The following is a 20,703-nucleotide window of genomic DNA, read 5'->3' on the forward strand; positions in this document are numbered from 1 at the left end:
TGAGGGTGGTGGGCAGTGCCTAGCACCCTGATTTGCCGGGAAATGAATTGGTCTCAACTCCTACATCTACTCCCTACTCCGGTTCCCCCCTTATTAAGGGGGGTTAGGGGGGATCGAACACTCCCTGGTTGGTGGGCAGTGCCAACCCAAGCCGATGGCAAGGAAATCAATCTAACTCAAGCACTGGCCACCCTACATCTACTACATCTACTCCCTACTCCAGTTCCCCCCTTAATAAGGGGGGTTAGGGGGGATCGAACACTCCCTGGGTGGTGGGCAGTGCCAACCCAAGCCGATGGCAAGGAAATCAATCTAACTCAAGCACTGGCCACCCTACATCTCTCCCGACTCCCGACTCCCTTAATAATTAATACTTGAACCATGATTAATCCCCAGAAGCAACAACCCCTTTCCCAATCATCAGAGGCTGGTTTCACAATTATGGAATCCTTGATGGCAATGCTGATTATTACAATTCTGATGCTTGGCATCTCACCCATGATTGTCTTAGGAGTGGCAAATCGAGTCCAGTCGCGACGAGTAGAACTAGCAGTGCAAGCGGCTAGAGCCTATATCGATGGTGTGCGGAGTGAAGCGATTGACCCTCCTGAACACACGGTAATTATGAAAAAGGAAGATATTTTAACAAAAAGAGCTGAATTTGCTAAGGTTGATGCTCCTGAACAATCAGACTTGAATTGTAAAAAAAATTTATATTGCGAGAATAATCAGAACAAGAGTATTTACTGCGTAGATCTCGATGGCGGTGGCTGTAGCAGTGACAGTCCAAGAGACTTAATCATCCAGGCATTTGGGAGTATCCCTTCATCAAGTGTCAAAAGTCCTCGTATCCCTTCCTCAAAAGCCACAAGTACTGATGAAAACTATTTTCTGGGGGTGCGGGTTTACCGAGCGGATGCCTTTGGTAATAACAAAGATAAGTTGGAGATTGGTGAGAAGGGGGCTAAGGCGAAAGCGATTGGACCTGGATTAAGCGATCGCAAAGCCCCCCTAGTGGAAATGACTACAGAAATTACCACAGGTACACCCAGTTATAGCGATTTTTGCGATCGCCTAGGTTGTAACTAATGTTGTAACTAATACGGTCACTACTATCAGAAACTAATCATATAAATCACAAGCAAAAACCCCAACCATGATTAGATTACTCAGAACCTTACTCGCCCACCAACTGAAAAGCAACAAGCCTAAGCTCAACCATGGCGGCTTCACTTTAATTGAACTGCTGGTGGCAATGATCGTTGCAGTACTGATCATCGCACCACTATTGAGATTTATGATTACTATCGTCGATACAGACCGTAAAGAGCAAGCCAAGGCTACTTCAGAACAAGAAATCCAAGCGGCTATGGACTACATAGCCAGAGACTTGGAGCAAGCGGTCTATATCTACGATAACTCTGGAGTAGAAAGAGACCATAACGACGAACCGGATGACTCTGGAATCCGAAACCAAATCCCACCAGTTGCTGAAGCACCAGGTTGTAAAACAGATAACTGTCAACCTGTGCTGGTATTCTGGAAGCGGAAGCATTTTGATAGAGATGACAAAGTCAATGGCACAAGGATTGGCACTTTAACCAATGACAATGATACCTTTGTCTATGCTTTGGTTGCCTATTACTTAATCACTGAAGAAAATGATAATTGGTCAAATATTGCTAGAATTGGTCGGTTTGAAATTCGTGATCAAGTCATCGATGAAACTTCAAATAAAGCCAATCAAGTTGGTATACCTGCTAGCCCAGGCTTTAAATCTTTTGATCTCGACAAGAAAGGAAGCACTCTCAAGCAAAAGTTGAATCAGTGGGAAAAAGGGGCTGATAATTACGAGACTCAAGTTCAAATCTTGGTAGATTACATTGATAACACAGCTGATAACACAGCAACGGCAATAAAACCAGATTGTCCAATTGTGTTTCCCCAAAACGCCCCTGGTATTTCACCTAAAGAAATCAAACAGAAAGAAAAAGATTTGCAGGTTCCAAGTCAAATAAACGGTGGGTTCTATGCCTGTGTGGATGCAGAAAAAAGAATCGCCCAATTATTTTTGAGAGGGAATGCTTTAGCTCGGCTTAAGAATAATCCAGAAGACTATGAATACACACCAGAGCGGTATAGCTATTTCCCTACCGTAACCATGCAAATTGAAGGACGGGGTTTCTTGAATATTAACTAATATAGCAGTTTTTAATTAAGTGAGGTACGTTTTTTTTAAGGCAAGAGGCAAGAGGCACAAGCTAAAAAATTCTGTGTACCTCAAGGCTGATTCAGCATAATACTCAAAAATACTCCTATTCCCTGTTCCCTATTCCCTGTTCCCTTTGCTATATGTTTACATCTCAACTAAAAATGTTATATTATCAAACCATAAAAGCGAAATCAAAGCAGGATGCTGGCTTCACGTTGCTGGAATTAATAGTAGTTATCTTACTAGTAGGAATTTTATCCGCCATTGCTGCTCCCAGCTGGCTGGCTTTTGTGAATCGACAGCGCGTGAATAAAGTGAATGAGAGAGTATTAAGTGCAATCCAAGAAGCCCAGCGAGAAGCGAAAAAGAAAAAACTCAGCTACAGTGTTAGTTTTAGGATGACCGAGGATGAAGGTCCACAAGCGGCAGTTTATCAAGATAAGAATAATAATGGGAAAGACAACACACCAGAGACCTTTCAATGGCAGAGTTTAGTTGGTGATTTAGGTGTCAAACCGGAGCAAGTTTGGGTGGGTACAAACCTAATTGATCACAACAAATCTGGCGGAACGTTATCCATTTTGGAAGATGAGAGAAAAATTACCTTTGATAACCAGGGCGTTCTCAAAAATGCACAAATTGCCCCAGATGACTTTGGCTTAGCTATCGTAGTAGCTATTCGCGATCCTAGGGATAAAGATAACCCGATTGAAGCAACCAAGCGATGTGTAAAAATAAAAACTATCTTGGGTGCAATGGAAGCTAATAAAAAAGGGACGGAATGTAATCTTTCAACATAGTGTTGAGTGGGGTATAAAGTTGACACTACCCGCGTCTTTAGACCGGGGAGTGTCAATTCACTACTCCCTACTCCCTACTCCCTTCGCTATAACAATAAAGCTAAACCAAAGACAACCGAAAAATTTCTGAACTCGATAATTCAAAACCTTTTTTGATTCAGAAGATTCTCCCTGTTAGTCGTTCAAAAAATTAAATTTAATCGAACTATATCAAGCAACAATTAAACCGAGATCTTGCACCATTGTCATTAATCGTAGGGTGGGCAGTGCCTACCTAGGCGCTTTGCAAGCTTCTGAATCTGTCTGGGGCACTGCCCACCCTACATGAACCAAGCTTATTGATAATGGTGCAAGATGTGAGTTAAACCTACTTAAATCAGGGTAATATTTCATGCAATTTAATAGCCAACAGGGCGATCAATCCCGAGCTGATGCGATCGCTGGATTCACTGTACTGGAAACTATTCTGATAGTATTAGTAGTTGGAATATTGGCTGCGATCGCAACCCCCAGCTGGCTTACCTTTATCAATCATCTGCAGCTCAACATAGCCCAAGACCAAATCTACCGAGCCATGCGGATTGCCCAAAGCAACGCTAAACGAGACAAAGCGACCTGGCAAACTAGCTTTCGAGAAAAAGATGGCATTGTCCAGTGGTCAATTCACCGAGCTATGGGAAAAACATGCATCGAAAATCAAGTCCATTGGCATAGCCTTAACCCTACCATCGCCATCTACAAAGACAAAAATAAGAAAGGTAAATCCGAGACCACCCTAGCCAAACCAAAGGGAGACTGTTCAAATACTGGACCATGGCGAGTCCAGTTTAACCACAAAGGAAACACCAACGGACAACTCGGACAAATCACCATAATCACCAAGAATAATAGCACCACCCAACGTTGCGTCTACCTATCCACCTTGCTCGGAGCCCTACGCAAGGGTAGATCTCATCCTAAACCGAATAACAGTAAGAAGTATTGTTATTGAGGGCAGCAGGGAATCGGGAATCGGGAATCGGGAATCGGGAATCGGGAATCGGGAATCGGGAATCGGGAATCGGGAAAACTGATCTGACTCCCCATCTCCCCACACTTCCCACACTTCCCACACTTCCCACACTTCCCACACTTCCCTACTACTGTAACTCTGCCTGAGTCTTCTGATGATCTAGCTTTAAAATCAACACCCCCAGGGGTGGCAAACACAAATCTAGGGAATAGGGATGATTGTGGAAGAACCATTCATCTGTCCACTTACCCCCTAGATTACCCATATTACTACCACCGTATTGGCGAGCATCACTATTGAGCAATTCCTTGTAGAATCCCATCTCTGGCACTCCTACCCGATAATGACTATGGGGCTGAGGGGTAAAATTGCACACTGTGACAATAAACTCTTCCGAATCGTGAGCATAGCGAATGAATGACACGACACTATGGCGATTGTCACTACAATCAATCCATTCAAACCCGTCCTGGTCAAAATCCTGAGTATAAAGCGCCGGTTCCCTACGATACAAATAATTCAGGTCACTAATAAACTGCTTTAAATTTTTATGGGGTTGATATTGCAACAAATCCCATTCCAAATCTCCCCAGACATTCCACTCACTCCACTGACCGAACTCCATACTCATAAATAGAGTTTTCTTACCTGGGTGAGCAAACATATAAGCATACAGACAGCGGAGATTAGCAAACTTGAGCCACTCATCCCCGGGAATTTTCCCAAGCATATTACTCTTGCCATGAACCACCTCATCATGAGATAGGGCAAGCATATAATTCTCAGCATGGTTGTACCACATGCTGAAGGTAACATTATTCTGGTGGAACTGGCGAAACCAGGGATCCATGCTAAAATAGTCTATTGTATCATGCATCCAGCCCATATTCCACTTCAGATTAAATCCCAAACCTCCTAAATAATTTGGCCAAGACACCATCGGCCAATCCGTTGACTCTTCGGCAATGGAGAGAACACCGGGATAATAACCAAAAATTACCTGATGAGTTTGCCTAAGGAAATCCACCGCTTCAAGATTTTCCCGACCCCCATACTGGTTTGGTATCCATTCTCTATCCCCACGTAAATAGTCCAGATAGAGCATAGATGCTACCGCATCCACCCGCATCCCATCAATGTGGTACTTATCAAACCAGAACAAAGCGTTAGCTACCAGAAAATTCCGCACTTCGTTACGGCCATAGTTGAAGACTAAGGTTCCCCACTCCTGATGTTCACCTTTACGGGGATCCGCGTATTCATAGAGATGAGTACCATCAAAGAAAGCCAAACCATGACCATCTTTGGGGAAATGACCGGGTACCCAATCCAAAATTACCCCAATCCCATTTTGGTGGCACTGGTCGATAAAATACATCAAGTCTTGTGGGCTACCATAGCGCGAGGTACAGGCATAGTAACCGGTAACCTGATAGCCCCAAGAGCCATCAAAGGGATGCTCCGCCAGGGGCAAGATTTCGATATGGGTGAAGCCCAATTCTTTGATATAAGGAATCAATTTTTGGGCTAGTTCTCGGTAAGTCAGGAAACGGGCTCCTGGTTTGAGGTCTGAAACGTTTACCACCGTTAGGGTTTCACCATTTGCTCCCTGAGGAAGTTCAGCTGAAGAACCATGAAGCCAAGAGCCCAGATGTAGCTCATAGACAGAAATCGGTTGCCTCAAGGGGTCAGTGTGACGCCGATGCTCCATCCAGTCATGATCATGCCACTGATAGTCATCCAAGTCGGTAACAATAGAAGCAGTTTTCGGTCTGACCTCTTGTTGGAAACCATAGGGGTCAGATTTTTCGTAGATATGACCTTCAGAATTTTTAATCTCGTACTTGTAGGTTTCTCCCACTTCCAGTTCAGGAATAAATAGTTCCCAGATACCAGTGGCCCCTTTGCGCATCTGATGTTGACGCCCATCCCAATGATTAAAATCGCCGATGACTGAAACATTACGAGCATTAGGTGCCCAAACCGCAAAATAGACTCCCTCAACCCGATCAATTTCTGTAGGATGAGCCCCCAGTTTCTGGTAGATGCGGTGATGATTCCCTTCCGCAAATAGGTGCAAATCAAACTCGGTTAGTTTGGCAGAACGGAAGCCATAGGGGTCATAGCTCACCCATTCGCGATCGCCTTTTTTTATCCGCAGTTGGTAATTAGCCAGCCGAGTTATTTCAATTTCCACCTCAAAAAAGTGAGGATGGTGTACCGATTGCATCAGGTAAGACTTCCTTTCCGTTGGCAGAAGTACCCATGCTGCCTCTGCATTTGGTAGATAAGCCCGCACTACCCAACTCACCTTACCATCCTGCTCAAATTTATGGGAACCAAGCACCTCAAAGGGGTCATGATGTTGGTTTCCTACGATCTGGTCAATTTGTTCGGGATTAATTCTTGAATACATTCAGGGTAAACAGGTCTGGGAGTATCACCGTTAGAACGGAAGGATTGTCCGAAACAAATCGCTCAGTTGCAGCAGAAAAATCAATTCTCGAATCTTGGGGTCAAGGCCAGGGCTGGTTGAGCGTTGTGCTATGGCATCTTGCAGTTGGGCGTATTCAGCGGGATTCATTGGCTTGCCATCAAGAGGCGATCGCGCTTCAATAATAATCTCAGTTCTCAACACCTCTTCCGGTAGATCCTCCGGAGGTGGTAAACACCAAGCTGGTCTAGCTATAAGTATAGCGATAGTTAATTCTAGGCCAATTCCTAACAATTTCAACAATTTAGCCATCACCAACAAGATTGATTACTTCAATTGAGTCGTTAATCAAATCCTATCTCAACCTATTCAGCAGTGCCTGTGGCGTCTTGATTAATAAGCTTGGCTTTGTGATTTGTTTACAGGGATTTGGTTACAGAGATTTCCTTACCGTGATTTGAATACAGGGATTTTGATTTATGGGATTGGCCTACGGCCACGCGGAGCACGATGAAGCCAAGCTTCCGCTAAAAGCGAACGCACGTTTTGCGCATTTGTTTGCTTTTTTAGTCTAACCTTAGGGTGATAGCTAGGGTTATGGGTGCGCTCAGGAGTTTTTTTCTGATTTTTACTACTAATTTCTAGGCTATCACAAATCCTCGTCTGTCCCTAACTCACGATTCCTCCTGAATCTGACCTGATGCTAAGATAGGTGCGTTCTAGCATCATCTTTTTAGCTAGTAATAACTGCTACCAAGTTAATCCTGGTCAGCAGCGCTTCTTGAGTTAGCTAACCAGCCTAAGACCTCAGACGTCTAGGTTACTGGTAAGGGTTAAGGTTCCTAGGTTAGGGTCAAATATCCACTTATTTGCTCTAGAACTAGGTCTTTAAACGGGGAGGAATCTACCGCCAGTAAATGTCTTCATGGGCATTGGTTACGTCGTGCAACGGCACAGGATAGGCATTGTCACGGGCTACAACCCCGAAAGAGTTAATAACTGCACCTGTTCTGGTTCACCATCAGAAAGCCAGTCAGTAGTCTCAGCCACCAGATTGTTTTCCTGCCCTGATTAAAAGTTACCGGTTTACCATAGGTGTTTCCAACAACTAAGGAGTTTTTTATGAATGCTGTTCCTCGCTCTGCTCGTAGTCAAAGAAATCGGTCTCAGCAATCATTGGCTATTTCAACAACAGATCAGCGTTCTAGGATAGCACGACCACCAACACATACTATGATGTCACCCAAAAACCCTAAGCCAAAGGTTGAAAACCTGAGTGTTTTGCAGCAGCAAACACCAATTTTGTTGAAAGCCTTACTATTATTGAAACGTGGCTCAGATATAGTAACATTTACACTAATTGCTACTGCGGTCACCGTTTATTCCTGGACAGTTTACAGCCAGCAACAATGGACCCAAGAGTATCGTAAACTAGAGGAGCTGCAAAGAGATGAGCGCAATATGACAGCAACAACGGAAGTGATCAAAGATCAACTCGCTCAACAGGCTGAAAATCCAGCTACAGGGCTGGTTACCCCCAATCCCAGTAATACAATTTTTATGAAACGAGCTCCTGAACGTCCACAGCGTCAGCCATTTACCGCTTTTACGAAACCTCCTCAGCCAAAACCCAAGAAAATCACACCCCTGGGTTACTAGTTTTTTGCCTAGGGATAGAGCGAATGGTGGTAGGGAAAAATCTGTTTAAAAATATGTTTACGTATATTTAGTCAAGTAGATCTGAAGTATATTTAGTTAGGTGTATTTAGTTAGGTATATTTAGTTAAGTATATTTAAATAAATATACTTAACTAAATATATTTATTTAAGTGCGTCTGTTTAGGTATATTTAGTTAGGTATATTTGTTAAAGATGATAGTCAGGTGAAACAGTATGAAGCCCGGTAAGTCACTGGGAAACAACCGTCTGAGACTGCTAATGATATGGGTAATAATGATGGCAGGCAGCAGTGGACTGTTGCTAAATTTATACCGTCTGCAAGTTTCAGAGGCATCCTCCCTAGAGGAAAAAGCACGGCGGCAGCAAATGGTCTATATGCGGCCGTTTATACCTCGCCGTCCTATTGTTGACCGCAAGGGGAATGTTTTAGCCATCGACCGACCTGTCTATACATTATATGCTCACCCGAAGTTGTTCAAAAAATCCTTACAGGAAATTGCTGCTTTGCTGGCTCCGATGATCAAAAAAACACCAACAGATTTGGAGGAGCTGTTTGGTAAACGTAAGAGTGGTATTCGCTTGGGCAATACGATCCCAGAAGCGATCGCAGACCAAATTGCTCGGTTGAACTTAGATGGTTTAGAGTTGATTCGACAATACTCCCGCTTTTATCCCCAAAATGAATTGGCATCAGATGTGGTGGGTTATGTAAACATTTTCGATCATCTGGGTCAAGCGGGTCTAGAATACACCCAAGAAAAGTTCCTAGAACGAGAGATACGAAACATCCGACTGAGCCGTGCTGGGAATGGAGCCTTGATGCCAGGTCATGTGCCAGAAGGATTCATGCACCTTGATGACCTGCGGCTACAGCTAACTATCGATACTCGCCTGCAACGAGCGGCTCGCTCTGCCCTCAAGGAAACCATCAAAAAGTTTAAGGCAGAGCGTGGCAGTATCATAGTGATGAATGTACACAATGGTTCCTTGTTAACCCTAGTTTGTGAGCCAACCTACAACCCCAATCAGTACTCCAAATTCGATGTCAGTTTGTTTAAAAATTGGGCACTGTCAGACTTGTATGAGCCTGGTTCGACATTCAAACCCCTAAACGTTGCGATCGCATTAGAAACTGGTATAATCACAGCCCAAACCTTGTTCAACGACACTGGTAAGATTCAAATTGGCGAATGGCCGATTCTCAACCATGACTATAAATCAGTAGGCGCTCGCGGGATGATCAATCCCACCAAGATTCTGCAACATTCCAGCAATGTGGGCATGGTGAGGATGATGAGAAAGATGAAACCTGAGGTTTACTATGACTGGTTAGAGAAGCTAGGCTTAAAGCAAAAAGTAGGAATTGAGTTACCAGCTGAGACGGCTGGACAGCTCAAAAGTAAGTACAAGTTTAAAGTTTCCCCAATTGAACCAGCTACGGCTTCCTTTGGTCAAGGCTTTTCCTTAACGCCAATTCAGCTAACTCAGATGCTAGGTGCCCTTGCCAATGGCGGTAAGCTAGTGACTCCCCATGTGGTTCGCGGACTATTTGACACCAAAGGGAATCCCCACTGGCAACCACGCCGTCCTGCACCGAGACGAGTATTTTCCCCCAACACTACTCGGACAGTGGTGGAAATGATGGAAACTGTAGTAACCGATGGTTCTGGAAAGGCATCCCGCATTCCTGGTTATCGGATTGGTGGTAAGACCGGTACAGCTCAGAAAGCCAGTCCTACTGGGGGCTATTACAGCGATGCCAAGATAACCAGCTTTGTGGGCATTTTGCCCGTAGAATCCCCCCGCTATGTAATCTTAGCAGTAGTCGATGAACCCCAAGGCAATGCCTTTGGTTCTACCGTAGCTGCACCATTAGTCAAATCAGTTATAGAAGCACTGATTGCCATTGAGCGAATTCCACCATCATCTCAAAACTTCCGGCAGTAGGTAAACTCTGTCTCTATGGCGATTACTGGTCAGCTAAGTTGATTAGCCTAGATGAGATTACGTTGCCCACCCGACTTTATACCAATTTTCCTCCCAATTTTATGGGCGCATCGCTATAGGGGTTATCATACTTATGAGGTACACACACCGATATTTTACCTGTTCCCTGTTCCGGTGATCCGCTGTTGCCTACTCCCTACTCCCTACTCCCTACTCCCTACTCCCTACTCCCATTAACCCCAATTGAGAACTGCTATAGATTTCAAGCTCTAGTTTGACTTGTCCGCACCTGTGCTAATAACTGATCAGTGTTAGTGGCTGCTGGTTTACAACTAAGTCCCTGACAAACTAAACCAATAACAGAATCTGGCAGATGGGTATCTAATTGATAAACACTGACGGGGAAATACCCACAGATGAGGCAGGTAAGTTGCTTAGCACCAGCGCGAATCAGAGTGCAATTGCGGTACCAATCTAAAGCAGTAAATATACTGGGACAGGATTGAGGGGATGTGTTGAGCACGCTACTAAATGCTTTCAAGGCTTGCTCTGCTCGGTCAAGGTATCGGAGATCTTCAGTAAGTAAAGCCAGACGTACTAGGTTTGCGATCGCTACCCCATTGGCAGATGGTGTCGCATTATCCGTATAACTGCGCTCGTGTACTAACAGTTGATCACTAGCGTCACTGGCAGCATTATAGTAACCACCATTATCCACACTCCACAGCAATTCATCAAACTCCTCCTGAACCTTAACCGCTTTCTCTAGCCAACTGGCGGGTGACAAGTTGGTCGGTTGCAGGTTTGAACCTTGGCCAAAAGGCCAAGGTTGTTCTACTGACAAACTTGCCTGATGTAAATCCAGTAGAGCTTTGATAAACAAGGCATAATCTTCAGACTGAGCCAGCACTGCCGGTTGACCATCATAGTTTAGTCGGTGGAATCGTCCTGCTACCCATTGATTGTTGAGGATGAATTGAGCAGCAACAGTTGCTAGTTGCCAATAGTCCGGTTCAAGAAACACACTATAGCCTCGCGCTAGACCAGAAATCATTAAGCTATTCCAGGCAACAATCATTTTGGTGTCCGTTACTGGTGGAATTCTACCGAGCCAGTTCCGGGTTTTTGCCTCTTGATTAGTCTTAGCTGGTGGAAAGGTTTCCAGGAGATCGGGTTTGGCACCATAACGTGCTTCAAACAGTTTAGCCAAAGCAGCTTCAGTGTTCTGGGAAAACTGATCTGGGTAACGGCGCTGCAACACATTCTTGCCTTCAAAGTTGCCCTCTTTGGAGATAGTAAATTCCTCCTCAATTGCAGTCAACTCCGATGGGCTTAGCAGTTGTTCTAGTTCTGAATAACTCCAGACATAAAACTCCCCTTCTTCAGGTTCACTGTCTGTTGGGGTCGCGAAATTATCTGCATCTTGAGCAGCATAAAAGAAACCATTCGGAGCGGTCATTTCCCGCTTGAGCCATTGAACTGTTCCTGCGATCGCTCGTTTAAAAGCGGCTTCCTGAATCCCTGCACTCCACAAATCTACCAAGTACTCCACAATCTGCCCATTGTCATAGAGCATTTTTTCAAAGTGGGGTACTGTCCAAGTGGGGTCAACCGTGTAGCGATGAAACCCCCCAGCGACATGATCGTAAATACCGCCCTGAGCTAAGTCTAGTCCCCGCTTTGCACAAGCCTGCTCTGGGTTATACTCCGATGCCCAATCGAAGCGAGTAACCCGTAGTGCCATACTGGCATAGGGAATCATGGGGAAACGTGGACCTGGATTGAGAGCATTAACCACACCCACACTAACTTGCCCACCGATAAAGAGCAAATCATCACCAAGCTGCTCTGATTCGGGTAGTACCGCTGCCTGTTGGAGGTATGCCAAGATATCTTCTTTGAAGGTGTTAAGCTTGCCTTTTTCTAAATCATAGAAGCGACGAATTGATTGGAGCAACTGCAAAAACCCCGGGCGTCCGTAGCGTGGTTCCACAGGGAAGTAGGTACCTCCATAAAATGGCACCAAGTCATCCGGTGTCAGGAAAATATTAAGGGGCCAGCCTCCTTGACCTGTCATCATCTGCAATGCTAGCATGTAAATACTATCAATATCGGGTCTTTCTTCCCGGTCTAGCTTAATCGGAAGAAAATTAGCATTCATATACTGGGCAATTGCCAGATTGGAAAACGCTTCGCCCTCCATCACCGTACACCAGTGGCAGCTAGAGTAACCGATAGACAGAAAAATTGGCAGATCTTGTTTTTTTGCTGTTAATAGCGCTTCTTCACACCAAGGCCACCAATCGATTGGATTTTCAGCATGCTTACGTAGATAAAGGCTTTGGGATTGGGCAAGGCGGTTAGTCATGACAACTTCAGTAGTCGCTTCACCTTCAGTCTACCTTGGTGAGTACTGAATCATTGAGGTATTTGCCGTTAGTTATTTGTCGTTAGTCATTTGTGATTCACTCTTTGTTCTTAGGGTAGTTAAAAATGACCAATGACCAATAACCAATCACTATGAAACTTTGGTTTCCTCAAAAGTATTGCCAAAGTAATGATGATAGTAATCATAGGCACCGGTAGTGTACCCTTTTAAACCATTAGCAACTATACCCAAAACTCTGCTATGAGCAATTCTCAATTCTGACAGAGCTTCTTTAAACAAAACTTGGTTAGCTTTCCCTAAGCCTACCACCATCAATATCCCATTGGTATTAGGCTCCAGAAGTCTAGCATCCGCCAGACCAAGTAGGGGAGGGGTATCAAAAATTACCAGCTCAAACCGCTCTTTGAGATATTGAACTAAATTGTGCATCTTTGGGGAATTGAGAAGCCGGGTGGGGTCGGGGGAAATTTGACCAGCAGTTAGGACAGAAAGATTTTCCTCTAGAGGCGATCGCTGAATCACATCATCAACCTTGATTTCGCTAGAAATAACATCGCTCAGTCCCCACAAATTAGGTAAATCCATCTTCTGATGAATCTGAGGAAAGCGCAGATTACCATCTACGAGTAAAACCTTTTGCCCCATTGCTGCTGCTGCCAGGGCTAAGAATATAGCCGTAGTGGATTTACCATCTGCTGGTTCAGCAGAACTTACCACTATAGCGCTAATGGGTTTCTCAGAATACAGACATTGGAGATTAACTTGGAGACAGCGAAAAGCCTCTAAAAGAGGAGAAATCTGGTAACTACCAGATCCCACACCGAGTTGTGGAGCTGAGGCTTCCGGCTCGGGTATTATGCCCACACCAGTAACAGTAGTGCATTTCTGGAGTTCTTTGTTAAAGGGGATTGTGCCTAATATGGGTAAGCGAGTATACTCTTTGATATCATCGGTGCTGTTAAGTAACTGATGTAACTTTTCTGCTAAAAACCCAGCTGTGGCACCTGCAACTATGCCTGCTGCTGCACTTAGGAGCAAAGTATCAGGCAAATTGGGGGATATTGGTTTTTGAGGTTGTTGCGGCTCAACAATTGTCTGCCAAGGGATGCTGGTTTTAGCTGACTCAAGTTCCAAAGTTTCCCGAACTGACTCAAAGCGGTTTAGGCTTTCTGTTGCTTCCTCAATCTTCTGCTTGAGTTCAGTATATCGAGCGGCAATCACAGCTAGTTGTTTGAGTTGTTCACTCATCAGACTTTCCCCTTTAGTGATTGCGGCCTGGCGCATCTCTAAAACCTTGATTTGGTTCGCCGTCTCTACTAGCTGCTGAATCAAATTGAGCCCAAGTGTACTTGAAGAACCCGATTGAGGATTGCCACCAAACTCCCGAACACGGCTGGTCATCACCCTTTCTGCTTCCTGGTTTAACAGGGGGAGTAAATTTTGCTGTTGTTGCCTTAATCCTTCAAAGGTAGATTGGTTTTCCTTGAATTGTGCCAAATCCAACACCATCTGACTTTCTACTTTAGAAAGTTGGCTGAGCAATTGTTGATAACGGGGTGTTTCTATAAGGTTAGCTACTGCTTCCGCTTGCTGTGACGATAGCCCCAACTGACCTTTGAGTTTCCCATACAGTATAATCGTGTCTCGCAGCTGAGTTTGGGTAGCTTGTCTGTGTTCGACAATAGCATTGACCCGATTCGTCAACAGTTGACCCTGAAGTTGTGGATTAATCAGGTTGTACTTCTGCTGGAGTTGCTGGAGTTGTAGCTGGAGCTGATTAATTTGCCCTTGTATTTTCGGCTGCTGATTCGAGACAAATTGAATGCCTTGTCTGATGCTAGCCTCTTGTTGTTGCTGAGAGTACTCGATGTAGCCCAGAGCAACCTTTTCCAAAACAAATTCAATTCTTTCCGGGTCTGAATCTTGGTAGGCAACTTCTAAAATTTTGGTTTCTCGCAGTCGGGATACCATGATTCCTTCCCGGAGAGTATGATAGTTTATTTCTGGATATTGGGTTTGAATTTGCTCCACAATCTCAGACATAACCTGAGGAGAGCTTAATAGCTGAATTTGAGTGTCATAGTCGAAACTTGTAGTTGGAGCAGCAATGCTATTTCCCCCGGGTTTTCCCTGTAACTCAAACGGGTCTTCACCAGAGCTAGGTTCGAGTAACAGTTGGAATTTGCCTTCATAGATTGGAACTACACTTAAGGTTTTGGCAATAATTCCGGATATGATAGTAAGGGCCACCCCTGCCATCAAGATAGCTCGACGACGAGCAGCAGCTAATATACGACGCAGATCGAGTTTGCTGGCTTCCAACTCATGGACTCCCCCTGTTAGTTGTGGAGAAGATCGATACTGCTGTTGACCACTAGGGTTAAATAGGGACGGCTTATAAGCTCCTTGGGAACCCATAATTCTTCTTCTTGCTACTTGGGGATTGGGAATTGGAGATTGGATAACTGGTAGGATGCATAAACCCTAGTTACATGCTAGTTACAGGAACATCAGGAATGATCAGCGCGGCTTTGTGATCAGTATCGATTAGCCCGAAGGGCTACGCTACGCGAACAGCAATAACCTTGAATTTTCCTTGCTTGAAGGTGAAAACAAGAAAGTTCATTTAACATCATTCCTCAGCAAGAGGCAATCGCAAACAAAATAGAGGATATCCAATTTACCAAACTTTCCCAATTTACAGATACAAGAGTTCTGCAACCCATCAGGATGAATAAGATGAAGGAAAAAGGCAAAAGGAATAGTAGCGTCGTAACTTTATCCTTTAACCTTTGAGATCTATCCTGATTGCCAGGGAATGAATGTGCCCAATAGATTTCAGGCACTAGTTGTTGCCAAATTCTCTGATTTTGCTTCCAGCAAGCTCTCATAGAGCTGACTCAGCTGATGGGCAACACCATTCCAGCTAAACATATTTTCTACCCTTGCTCTTGCCCCTAAGCCAAGTTGATTTTTCCAGTCGTGATCCGAGAGAATCCGGTCGATAGCAGCCGCAAAAGCATCAGCATCTTTGGGTGGTGCCAGTAAGCCAGTTTCTTCAGATACAACGGTAAACTGAAGACCACCGACATCACTAGCTACTACAGGGGTGGCACTAGCCATGGCTTCGATGGCAACTAAACCAAAAGGTTCGTAGTGACTTGGTACTACGCAAACATCAGCTGCCGCATAATAAGCTGGAAGTAGTTCATCAGCAATGCGTCCAGGAAATGTGGTGATAGTTTGCAGTTCCAATTCAGCGACAATCCCTTCAATGCGATCGCGTTCCATACCATCTTTCTCACCAGGACGAGAACCACCACCAATAATCAGCTTTAAGTTAGCATCACCCCGTAGCTGGGACGAACCAACAGCTCGAACTAGGGTTTCAATGCCCTTGCGTTCGTCAAACCGTCCCACGTAAAAGATGATTTTGTTTTCAGGGCTAAGTCCAAGTTTTTGCCGTGCTTCTAAGCGGTTAATCTTGCCAAATCGGTCAATGTCCGTGCCACAGGGAATAATATCAATGTCGCCCTTACTTGAAACTAGCGATCGCATGTGTTCTTGTTCTTGGGGAGATGTAGCCACAATGCGTTCTGCTGTTTCTAGCACTGCTTTTTCTATCTCCAAGCGAGTAGCAGCAATCTTCGGAATTGTTTCTACTGACTCGTATTTAACTGCGCCTAGGGAGTGATAGGTGTGAAGTTGAATGAGCGATGCAGCGCGGTCTTGGGGAGGCAGCGCGGTCTTGGGGGGAACCCCCATGAGCGACTGCCGTTGGTTTCCCCCACTCGCTATTGCATCAAGAAGGGATTGACGCTTCTTCCACTCCATACCCACCCAAGCCGAAAGCCAGTAGTTTGTATGTACTATTGAGTAGGTAATGCCTGATTGCTCCTGAAACTTAAGCAATTCGGTTAAAAACTCACCGCAGTATTCAAAAATCTCTTGCCGTGGCACAAATGCTTTTGGACCAGCAGTTAGGCGAATAGTGCGACAACCCGGAGTATGTTCAACGATTGTGGCTTGGTTGGAACTGGAGAGGCGAGTAAACATATCGACCTGCCACCCTTGCTTAGCAAGAGCTTCACCCACTTGGCGCACATACACATTCTGTCCTCCAGCTTCTTCCTTACCGATTTCTATCGCTGGATCTCCGTGAACGGATATCAGAGCAATGTGCTGTGTATTTTTCGTATTCATAGGCTTTTTTTATGTTGGAGCTTACAGAAGGTTTTCAGGTATGGGGAGTCTGACCTCTATCCGGCTAAACCCTCAGCGTCGAGCTTTTACACACTCACTTAACAAATTTTAACCTCTCAGAGGTGCTTAACACATCAGTGGATGGAAGTAAATTTTTAACAATTAATTTATAATAATCTTAACTTACTTGGCTACATTATATGGTATATAATCTTTCTCAGACGCTTCTGGGCTTTCAGGCACGTCTTAATAGCTGGCTGATCTACCTCACTTAAAACTAGTGCATCAGTCAGAGATTGGTAGAGTCCGAGAGTCATCATAGATTTTCGAGATCATTTTCGTATTGCAGTGGTGTGAGCGATCGCTCATAGTTTCTCATCATAGAATTTACCCAAAAAATTGGGTAATCGCGCCCCGTCCTTCGTTCGACGGCTTTTTTTTTAAACTTTTTATTGACAGTTTGTACTAGGTGTGCTACTATAAAATCCTAAACAATAGACTTTTAAACTAGAGAGATACTATCTAACCATAAGTAGGCAACGTAAAAAATATGTATCAGATACATATTGCGTAATTTAGTCTAACGACTTAAACGTCTATAAATTTAGATAAAAAAAGTATCTATCTATATAAAAAAAAGATCTAAAAAAAAGGTACGGTGGGGCACACCGGAACCGGGATCATTGATCAATCACGCTCATGGAGAATTGTCCTCTACTCTCCCTGACTCCGGTTTGGGTGAGCAAGACAGCAAGGCCGTAGGCCACGCTACGCGAACGCTGAAATGAGAATCCCCGTCCTTCCAGGGCGGGGAGTGTCAAAAGCTCAAAAATGTGCTATTATAGATAGACACCACCTTGGAGAGGTGGCTGAGTGGTCGAAAGCGGCAGATTGCTAATCTGTTGATAGGTTCAGGCCTATCCGAGGGTTCGAATCCCTCCCTCTCCGTTGAGTATCCTCAACTGGCAAAAATCCAACATTCCTTGCTACGAGAAGCGGTGCGGCCCCGCGCTTTTTAAAAGCGCTAGGGAACGGGCACCAAGAGATATGGAAAATTTTAAGTCTACCTAGCTCAATAGCTTCTATTTGTCCCTTTTCTACCTGCCAAAGTTAGAGAAGCTGTAACCAATGCCAAAGGAAATTCCCACATCTGCGGCACCATCAACAAAAATTCCAGTAGTTAATGCAGCATTGGCCACAAAATTGGGTCCAAAAGGCCAATCAACACCACCAGTAACGATTAAACCCACATTGTTGTCATCACCTGTAGAAAAAGCCAAACCACCACCAGCGAAAGCTGAGTAAGTAGGCGGCTCAAACGGTTCATCCTGGAAAATAAAGTTGTAAGTGGCTGGGATCACAAAGGTAGCATCATCATTGATTAGTATGCTAGGACGCACTGATAGGGTGGGGGATAAATCGTATTTGCCGTTAATCATAAAGCCACCTCGACCAATATTGGTGCCATCATCAGTAAAACCGATATGACCGCCAATTCCAATATAGTTTCCAACCCCGAGGCTGTTGCCAGTAGGATCAATATTTCTCTGAGCTACAGGGGTGCCTACTTCATAGGAGGTGGCTGGTGAGGTGTCAGAGGTGGCTGGATCTAGTTGTATTTTTAGAGCTGCCACAGATGTAGCTAAGGTACCTGGTCTCGGTGAAGCTACCAAAGGATTATTGAAATCTTGAGAAGGTGTTTGGGATTCCTCAATGATCGCTTCTAGCTCTTGTTTGGAGAGATCAGCACGATACTGGATAGTTTCTAAATTGGCTTCTAAATTGGCTAATGGTAACTGCTCCTGTCTGACTGTATAGTCAGCAATTGGTGCGACTGAGGCATTGAATTGGGAGCGGTTCACCAATGCACTAGGAGACCCTACCGACTTACTGGCACGAACCGCTGCTCCTATCCTGTCCAATTGCCCTAAACGGGAATTAACTCGATGGTGAGTGATAGTGTTGAGATTGCCTGATGGCAGATTAGTTGGTCTGAATATATTTTTAGGAGTCTGTTTAGTTTCCGGATTAAATCGATCAGGGTCAACTGTGATGGTGGAAGTTGCTGCTAATTGCTGGGGTCTCACCGCTGCTGCTGTCTGGGTCAATTGCTTCACCGATGAATTATGGCTAGGTGTTTCAGCAGTAGCAGACAGCTGGTAACTGACCATGGTCAATACTGCCATACTCAGTGGCATCGAAAGGGTCTTAGGAAAATTACTCTTCACACTCACTCCTCAAAAACTACTTGGTCATTGGTTAGGGGTAACAAACTTAGCAGTTAGCCAAAAGCTAAAAGCTATAGTTCTTGGTCAGTAACTTGTAGCTGCTAGCCAGATCAGATCAGGTAAAGTACTCAAGAATTTGAACCCAATCCTAGGATAGTCTAATCATCCCTTGAACTTTACCAGATAGAAAGAGCAGAATAACCTCATTTTGGCTTTTAGTTTTGCCCTGGGCAAACATCACTAACACAGGACTTACCCCTCTACACCTGTAAAACCTCTGTAATTCTCTATTTACCCTTGCCCGATCGGAAATTACCGATTAGACATCTCCAGAAATTAGGTTTTCACCTAGATAGGATCGGGGTTTCAGATTCTTTGTAGGAGATGTCTATTGGCTAAACCCCTGATTTTTCCGGCGTTGCTGAATTAAGGAATGAATGCGCGATCATCTAGTTTTATTAAAGCCCCCGTTGGTCCCCCAGCGAGCAATCCCTCGCTGGGGGACTTTGAGAGTTTTTCCCCCCAGAATTGGGGGGCTAGGGCGTGTTTTCTTGCCTCGGAGATCCCCCATTATCCCCCTTAAAAAAGGGGGACGAGCGAGTATGGCTCCCCCCTTTTTTAAGGGGGGCTGGGGGGGATCTAAATCTGGCGGAAAACTTTGAAAACACGCCCTAGGGGGGCGTGCGCCATACTGAGAATCAGCAACGCCCTTAATCTTCCTAGTTGTTTATCCTTCTAGAAAAGTACCATAATCTGAGTGTGAGTTCCCGCTTCCTATACTATGGTTTTGCTTGAGCAATTACGAGCCAATGATTTGGAATACTACTGTCGTGCTAATCTCAACCTCTATGATTCGCCCAACTGTGAGAGTTTGACAACACAAGCAGCCACCGGAAGGCACTTGCGGGTCTTGTCGGTCCCACCTGTCGGTAATGCCTTAGAGGTGCGTCTGTGCGAAGATAACTATTCTGGTTGGTTGCCTGTGTCGGATTTGGCTGTACTGGACATAGCTAAGACTCCTTATCGCCCCATTTCTCTGTCTCCAGCTCAAATCCAAGCACGAATAAAAGCGGTGATTGGGTTTACTAAAGCAGCAATGCACCAAAATCCCTACTACCTTTGGGGGGGTACAGTAGGTCCCAACTATGACTGTTCAGGGTTGATGCAAGCAGCGTTTGCAGCATCGGGGATTTGGTTACCCAGAGATTCCTATCAGCAAGCAGCTTTCACCCAAACCATTAGAATGGAGCAATTACAACCAGGAGATTTGGTCTTTTTCGCTACCGCCCAAAAAGTGAACCATGTAGGATTGTATCTAGGTAATGGTGATTACATTCATAGTTCTGGCAAAGATCATGGTCGTAATGGGATTGCAATTGACCAACTTTCAGAACAAGGGGATGAGATAACAAAGTATTATTACCGACAGCGCTACGGAGCTGGGCGAGTTGTGGCAAGTTATCAGCCCTAGTCACTTAGCACAATTATCTAGCACAGTGATCTAACACAATTATCTAGCACAGTGATCTAACACAGTGATCTAGCACAGTGATCTAGCGCAGTTATCTACCACTGTACTGCTCATAGAGTTGATCCCAATCAGACTTTCTGTGAAGCTCTCAGCAGGGCTTCAGGGGAAAAGACTAACAAATATGACCACAAAATATCCTCACAATTTCCTTTCCTCAGAGAAATATTCTGAGCTTTCTAAAATACTCCTGGTGATGATCTTGTGATTATACTGATTATTGAGGGAAGACTGTGGGTAGATGTATCCCTAGCTTATCTGTAGAATTTC

General features: G+C 44.7%; 16 protein-coding genes and 1 tRNA gene. 11 read left to right on the forward strand and 6 right to left on the reverse strand.

The features are described 5' to 3' along the window. Positions 1-15 precede the first annotated feature (15 nt). The 6 genes from F6J94_RS01110 to F6J94_RS01135 all read left to right on the forward strand — a co-directional run bounded on the left by F6J94_RS01110 (position 16) and on the right by F6J94_RS01135 (position 4,003). Positions 16-378, forward strand: a complete 363-nt coding sequence (locus tag F6J94_RS01110; protein WP_293035997.1) for a hypothetical protein — start codon at positions 16-18, stop codon at positions 376-378. Positions 379-381: 3 nt separating this feature from the next. Then, positions 382-1,089: a hormogonium polysaccharide secretion pseudopilin HpsB gene (gene hpsB / locus F6J94_RS01115; RefSeq protein WP_293035999.1), complete on the forward strand. Its 708-nt coding sequence runs from the start codon at positions 382-384 to the stop codon at positions 1,087-1,089. Positions 1,090-1,156: 67 nt separating this feature from the next. Beyond that, positions 1,157-2,200, forward strand: coding sequence for a hormogonium polysaccharide secretion pseudopilin HpsC (gene hpsC / locus F6J94_RS01120; RefSeq protein ID WP_293036001.1), 1,044 nt, complete (start codon positions 1,157-1,159; stop codon positions 2,198-2,200). A 152-nt stretch (positions 2,201-2,352) separates the two neighbouring features. Then, on the forward strand, positions 2,353-3,012 hold the full coding sequence (locus F6J94_RS01125) for a Tfp pilus assembly protein FimT/FimU (RefSeq protein ID WP_293036003.1): 660 nt from the start codon (positions 2,353-2,355) through the stop codon (positions 3,010-3,012). Positions 3,013-3,018: 6 nt separating this feature from the next. Next, the gene (locus tag F6J94_RS01130) at positions 3,019-3,168 is read left to right on the forward strand and encodes a hypothetical protein (RefSeq protein WP_293028047.1); all 150 of its coding nucleotides are present in this window, start codon (positions 3,019-3,021) and stop codon (positions 3,166-3,168) included. A gap of 235 nt (positions 3,169-3,403) precedes the next feature. Beyond that, positions 3,404-4,003: a type II secretion system protein gene (locus tag F6J94_RS01135; RefSeq protein ID WP_293036004.1), complete on the forward strand. Its 600-nt coding sequence runs from the start codon at positions 3,404-3,406 to the stop codon at positions 4,001-4,003. A gap of 148 nt (positions 4,004-4,151) precedes the next feature. Here F6J94_RS01135 and glgB read toward each other — a convergent pair whose 3' ends face one another. Both glgB and F6J94_RS01145 read right to left on the reverse strand, forming a co-directional pair. Next, positions 4,152-6,440 (reverse strand): 1,4-alpha-glucan branching enzyme, encoded by a 2,289-nt coding sequence (gene glgB / locus F6J94_RS01140; protein ID WP_293036005.1) that lies wholly within the window; start codon positions 6,438-6,440, stop codon positions 4,152-4,154. 30 nt (positions 6,441-6,470) lie between these two features. Beyond that, entirely contained in the window at positions 6,471-6,770 is a 300-nt protein-coding gene (locus tag F6J94_RS01145) for a hypothetical protein (RefSeq protein ID WP_293036006.1), read from the reverse strand. Positions 6,771-7,580: 810 nt separating this feature from the next. Here F6J94_RS01145 and F6J94_RS01150 point away from each other — a divergent pair. From F6J94_RS01150 to F6J94_RS01160, 3 genes are all read left to right on the forward strand, one after another. After that, positions 7,581-8,117 carry a hypothetical protein gene (locus tag F6J94_RS01150; RefSeq protein WP_293036007.1) on the forward strand — a complete coding sequence of 179 codons (537 nt, stop codon included), beginning with the start codon at positions 7,581-7,583 and terminating at the stop codon, positions 8,115-8,117. Positions 8,118-8,396: 279 nt separating this feature from the next. Then, on the forward strand, positions 8,397-10,085 hold the full coding sequence (locus tag F6J94_RS01155; protein ID WP_293036008.1) for a penicillin-binding protein 2: 1,689 nt from the start codon (positions 8,397-8,399) through the stop codon (positions 10,083-10,085). A gap of 51 nt (positions 10,086-10,136) precedes the next feature. After that, a complete protein-coding gene (locus F6J94_RS01160) occupies positions 10,137-10,322 on the forward strand; it encodes a hypothetical protein (protein WP_293017447.1) in 186 nt (61 codons plus the stop codon). A gap of 25 nt (positions 10,323-10,347) precedes the next feature. Here F6J94_RS01160 and F6J94_RS01165 read toward each other — a convergent pair whose 3' ends face one another. From F6J94_RS01165 to F6J94_RS01175, 3 genes are all read right to left on the reverse strand, one after another. Further along, entirely contained in the window at positions 10,348-12,453 is a 2,106-nt protein-coding gene (locus tag F6J94_RS01165) for a thioredoxin domain-containing protein (protein WP_293036009.1), read from the reverse strand. Positions 12,454-12,603: 150 nt separating this feature from the next. Then, the gene (locus tag F6J94_RS01170) at positions 12,604-14,892 is read right to left on the reverse strand and encodes a polysaccharide biosynthesis tyrosine autokinase (RefSeq protein ID WP_293036011.1); all 2,289 of its coding nucleotides are present in this window, start codon (positions 14,890-14,892) and stop codon (positions 12,604-12,606) included. Positions 14,893-15,312: 420 nt separating this feature from the next. After that, the gene (locus tag F6J94_RS01175; RefSeq protein WP_293036013.1) at positions 15,313-16,677 is read right to left on the reverse strand and encodes a glycosyltransferase; all 1,365 of its coding nucleotides are present in this window, start codon (positions 16,675-16,677) and stop codon (positions 15,313-15,315) included. Positions 16,678-17,536: 859 nt separating this feature from the next. On the opposite strand from F6J94_RS01175, the gene F6J94_RS01180 reads away from it, so the two are divergent. Next, positions 17,537-17,625 (forward strand) — tRNA-Ser (locus tag F6J94_RS01180). Positions 17,626-17,774: 149 nt separating this feature from the next. On the opposite strand, the gene F6J94_RS01185 is transcribed toward F6J94_RS01180, so the two are convergent. Further along, positions 17,775-18,905, reverse strand: a complete 1,131-nt coding sequence (locus F6J94_RS01185) for a hypothetical protein (RefSeq protein WP_293036015.1) — start codon at positions 18,903-18,905, stop codon at positions 17,775-17,777. Between the two features lie 781 nt (positions 18,906-19,686). On the opposite strand from F6J94_RS01185, the gene F6J94_RS01190 reads away from it, so the two are divergent. Beyond that, positions 19,687-20,376 carry a C40 family peptidase gene (locus F6J94_RS01190; protein ID WP_293029216.1) on the forward strand — a complete coding sequence of 230 codons (690 nt, stop codon included), beginning with the start codon at positions 19,687-19,689 and terminating at the stop codon, positions 20,374-20,376. Positions 20,377-20,703: the final 327 nt, after the last annotated feature.

It is taken from the genome of Moorena sp. SIO1F2 (genome assembly GCF_010672755.1).
Lineage (GTDB): Bacteria > Cyanobacteriota > Cyanobacteriia > Cyanobacteriales > Coleofasciculaceae > Moorena.

Excerpts from the sequence above, each read along its gene's own strand:
- hpsB (WP_293035999.1), top strand. The coding sequence starts at position 382 with ATGATTAATCCCCAGAAGCAACAACCCCTTTCCCAATCATCAGAGGCT.
- hpsC (WP_293036001.1), top strand. The coding sequence starts at position 1,157 with ATGATTAGATTACTCAGAACCTTACTCGCCCACCAACTGAAAAGCAAC.
- F6J94_RS01125 (WP_293036003.1), top strand. The coding sequence starts at position 2,353 with ATGTTTACATCTCAACTAAAAATGTTATATTATCAAACCATAAAAGCG.
- F6J94_RS01135 (WP_293036004.1), top strand. The coding sequence starts at position 3,404 with ATGCAATTTAATAGCCAACAGGGCGATCAATCCCGAGCTGATGCGATC.
- glgB (WP_293036005.1), bottom strand. The coding sequence starts at position 6,440 with ATGTATTCAAGAATTAATCCCGAACAAATTGACCAGATCGTAGGAAAC.
- F6J94_RS01145 (WP_293036006.1), bottom strand. The coding sequence starts at position 6,770 with ATGGCTAAATTGTTGAAATTGTTAGGAATTGGCCTAGAATTAACTATC.
- F6J94_RS01150 (WP_293036007.1), top strand. The coding sequence starts at position 7,581 with ATGAATGCTGTTCCTCGCTCTGCTCGTAGTCAAAGAAATCGGTCTCAG.
- F6J94_RS01155 (WP_293036008.1), top strand. The coding sequence starts at position 8,397 with ATGATATGGGTAATAATGATGGCAGGCAGCAGTGGACTGTTGCTAAAT.
- F6J94_RS01160 (WP_293017447.1), top strand. The coding sequence starts at position 10,137 with ATGAGATTACGTTGCCCACCCGACTTTATACCAATTTTCCTCCCAATT.
- F6J94_RS01165 (WP_293036009.1), bottom strand. The coding sequence starts at position 12,453 with ATGACTAACCGCCTTGCCCAATCCCAAAGCCTTTATCTACGTAAGCAT.
- F6J94_RS01170 (WP_293036011.1), bottom strand. The coding sequence starts at position 14,892 with ATGGGTTCCCAAGGAGCTTATAAGCCGTCCCTATTTAACCCTAGTGGT.
- F6J94_RS01175 (WP_293036013.1), bottom strand. The coding sequence starts at position 16,677 with ATGAATACGAAAAATACACAGCACATTGCTCTGATATCCGTTCACGGA.
- F6J94_RS01190 (WP_293029216.1), top strand. The coding sequence starts at position 19,687 with ATGGTTTTGCTTGAGCAATTACGAGCCAATGATTTGGAATACTACTGT.